The following is a 3,668-nucleotide window of genomic DNA, read 5'->3' as shown; positions in this document are numbered from 1 at the left end:
TGATGTCATACACGGCACAGACGACCTCGCGATCGTTCTGCTGCCAGCTCTCGGAAGACGGGTACAGCGTCAGGATGTCGAGCGACGACGACTCGTAGTCACGGCCGACGAATGACTCGAAATGCTGCATGCAGGAATCGTAGGCCAGGTCCGACATGGTCTCGTCGCCCGGGTAACTCGCGATCGTCAGGTCGACCACCGCGAATGCCTCGTTGTCGTGGGGCTCTGAACACGGCACGCCCGGCAGGCTGGTGATCTCGGCGTCGTAGGAGCTGGCGTCGTCGAAGCAATCGCCTGCCCGGACCTGGAAGGCATCGACGTTGCCACCGTCGACGATGTTGCCGGCGCTGTCGCGGTCGGCATCCGTTGCGGCGCCGTAGATCGCAAACCCGACCGCCGCCGCTACATACACACCCAGTTTCTTCATGAGTCCCGCTCCTGCTGGTGACGGGACCAGTCTGCCGCACAGTGCCCACCAGGCAAGGACAGGGGTCGCGAATTACCACATCCCGCACGGCGCCGTGCTTCGCGGAAACAATTCGTGCCTTGACCAGGTCAATTAAGTAAAGTAGAGGTGTCTTATGTAAACAAATGTTAGCTGCGTCACATAGTGTTCAGCCAGAGACGCGTAACCTGTGGTCAGTACTAGAAGCCAATGAACGGCTGTTGATGACGGATCGGGTTGTGAAGTGACTCACGGTGACACAAAGGAAAGGATGACTGCATTGAATCGGCAAAACTGACCCTGGAGGAATACGCCAATGAGTATCTTCGGACAATACCAGTCCCGCTTTGAAGATACACAACAAGAAGAATACAGTCTCGAAGAATACCTGGACATCTGTAAGAAAGATCCATCCGCTTACGCTACCGCTGCCGAGCGCCTGCTGCTCGCCATCGGCGAGCCCGAACTCGTCGATACCGCCGAAGATCCCCGGCTTTCGCGCATCTACTCCAACAAACTGATCAAACGCTATCCGCAGTTCGGCGACTTCTACGGGATGGAAGAGTGCATCGAGCAGATCGTGTCGTTCTTTCAGCATGCAGCCCAGGGCCTCGAGGAGAAGAAACAGATCCTGTACCTGCTTGGTCCGGTTGGCGGCGGCAAGTCGTCGCTGGCGGAGAAGCTCAAGGAGCTGATGCAGGAACAGCCGATCTACTCGCTCAAGGGTTCGCCGATCCAGGAGTCACCGCTGGGTCTGTTCAATCCGAAGGAAGATGCGAAGATCCTCGAAGAGGAATACGGCATCCCGCAGCGCTACGTGCAGGGCATCATGTCACCGTGGGCAGCCAAGCGCCTGCGTGAGTACAACGGCGATATCCGCCAGTTCCGCGTCGTCAAGCATCATCCGTCGGTGCTCAACCAGGTCGCCGTTGCGAAGACCGAGCCCGGTGACGAGAACAACCAGGACATCTCTTCGCTCGTCGGCAAGGTGGACATCCGCAAGCTGGAGGAATTCAAGCAGAACGATCCGGATGCCTACGCATTCTCCGGAGGCCTTTGCCACGCGAACCAGGGCCTGCTGGAGTTCGTCGAGATGTTCAAGGCGCCGATCAAGGTGCTGCACCCGCTGCTGACGGCGTCGCAGGAGATGAACTACAACGGCACCGAGGCGATCGGGTCGATCCCCTTCGAGGGCGTGATACTGGCGCACTCGAACGAGGCGGAATGGCAGTCGTTCAAGAACAACAAGAATAACGAGGCCTTCATCGACCGCGTCTATATCGTCAAGGTTCCGTACTGCCTGCAGGTCACTGAAGAGGTACAGATCTACGAGAAGCTCCTCCGCAACAGTTCACTCAGCGAATCACCGTGCGCGCCGGACACGCTGCGCATGCTCGCGCAGTTCACCGTGCTCACTCGTCTCAAGGAACACGAGAACTCCAGCATCTATTCGAAGCTTCGCGTCTATGATGGCGAGAACCTGAAGGACGTTGACCCGAAAGCGAAGTCCATCCAGGAATATCGCGACGCTGCCGGCGTCGATGAGGGCATGGACGGCCTGTCGACGCGTTTCGCCTTCAAGATCCTGTCCAAGGTCTTCAACTTCGACTCGGAGGAGACGGCCGCGAACCCGGTGCACCTGCTGTATGTGCTCGAGAAGCAGATCGAACAGGAGCAATTCCCCGAGGACATTCGTGACCGTTACGTCAATTTCCTGAAGGAGTACCTGACGCCGCGCTACATCGACTTCCTGGGCAAGGAGATCCAGACGGCCTACCTCGAGTCCTACTCGCAGTATGGCCAGAACATCTTCGATCGCTACATCACCTACGCCGACCTGTGGATCCAGGACCAGGACTACCGCAATCCGGAGACCGGCGAGATACTGGACCACGCGGCGCTCAACGACGAGCTCGAGAAGATCGAGAAGGCAGCCGGCATCGGCAACCCGAAGGACTTCCGCCACGAGGTCGTCAACTTCGTGCTGCGTGCCCGCGCCCAGAATGCCGGTAATAACCCGAAATGGACCAGCTACGAGAAGCTGCGGCTGGTCATCGAGAAGACGATGTTCTCGAGCACCGAGGACCTGCTGCCGGTCATCTCCTTCAACCCGCGTGCCTCCGAAGACGACCAGAAGAAGCACGAGGACTTCGTCGAGCGCCTGACGGAGTATGGCTATACGAGGAAGCAGGTTCGGCTGCTGTCCGAGTGGTACCTGAGGGTGCGTAAGTCGCAGTGATCGGTCATGGCGTTCCTCATTATCGATCGACGGAAGCAGGGCAAACAGAAAAGCGCCGTTAACCGTCAGCGTTTCCTGAAGCGCTTCCGCAAGCACATCAAGGAAGCCGTCACGGATGCTGTGAACAAGCGCAGCATCACCGATATGGAGCGCGGCGAGGAGATCTCGATACCGAAGAAGGACATCTCGGAACCGATCTTCCACCACGGCAAGGGCGGCAAGCAGCGCCGCGTGCTGCCCGGCAACAAGGAATTCGTCCGCGGCGATCGCATCGACCGTCCGAAAGGCGGCGGCGGGGGCGGCGGCGGAGGGCAGGCCAGCGACCAGGGCGAGGGCATGGACGAGTTCGTCTTCGAACTCAACCAGCAGGAGTTCCTCGACTTCATGTTCGAGGACCTGGAGTTGCCGAACCTCGTCCGCAAACAGCTCAAGGACTCCGATTCCTACAAGATGGTCAAAGGCGGCTATCTCAAGGAAGGTATCCCGGCGCGCCTTAACGTCGTCCAGTCACTGAGGGGCGCCAAGGCGAGACGTATCGCCCTGGGCGGGGCGATCAGGCGCGAGATCCGCGCCCTCGAGGAAGAGCTCGAGGCGCTCGGCGAGATGGCGAGCGAACGTCGCCGCGAGGTCGAGTACCAGCTCGAACGCGCGCGTCGCCGCCTGAATAACATCCCGTTCCTCGACGATTTCGATCTCAGGTACAACAACATGATCCAGCAGCCGACGCCGACCACGAGCGCGGTCATGTTCTGCCTGATGGACGTTTCGGGATCGATGACCCAGGACATCAAGGACCTCGCCAAGCGCTTCTTCGTGCTGCTGCACCTGTTCCTGAAGCGTCACTACGAGAAGACCGAGGTGGTGTTCATCCGGCACCACACCAAGGCGGACGAGGTCGACGAACAGGAGTTCTTCTACTCGCGAGAGACGGGCGGCACCGTCGTCTCGAGTGCCCTCGAGCTGATGAAAACCATTGTCCAGGAA

At 59.2% G+C, this 3,668-nt stretch carries 3 protein-coding genes; 2 read left to right on the top strand and 1 reads right to left on the bottom strand.

Translation table 11 applies throughout. The annotated features are described in order from the left end of the window. On the bottom strand, nt 1-427 hold a 427-nt coding region (locus HKN37_12820; protein NNE47530.1), incomplete at its 3' end, for a hypothetical protein. Between the two features lie 334 nt (nt 428-761). On the opposite strand from HKN37_12820, the gene HKN37_12815 reads away from it, so the two are divergent. Continuing rightward, entirely contained in the window at nt 762-2,684 is a 1,923-nt protein-coding gene (locus tag HKN37_12815; protein ID NNE47529.1) for a PrkA family serine protein kinase, read from the top strand. Between the two features lie 6 nt (nt 2,685-2,690). Continuing rightward, nucleotides 2,691-3,668 (top strand): YeaH/YhbH family protein (locus HKN37_12810; protein NNE47528.1); only part of this gene is annotated, 978 nt, incomplete at its 3' end.

It is taken from the genome of Rhodothermales bacterium, assembly GCA_013002345.1.
Taxonomy (GTDB): domain Bacteria; phylum Bacteroidota; class Rhodothermia; order Rhodothermales; family JABDKH01; genus JABDKH01.
Note: the sequence above shows the minus strand (reverse complement) of the source record. Positions and strands in the feature narration are given on the sequence as shown.

What these genes read in the sequence shown, in the direction of transcription:
- HKN37_12815 (NNE47529.1), top strand. Translation starts at nt 762, where the DNA reads ATGAGTATCTTCGGACAATACCAGTCCCGCTTTGAAGATACACAACAA.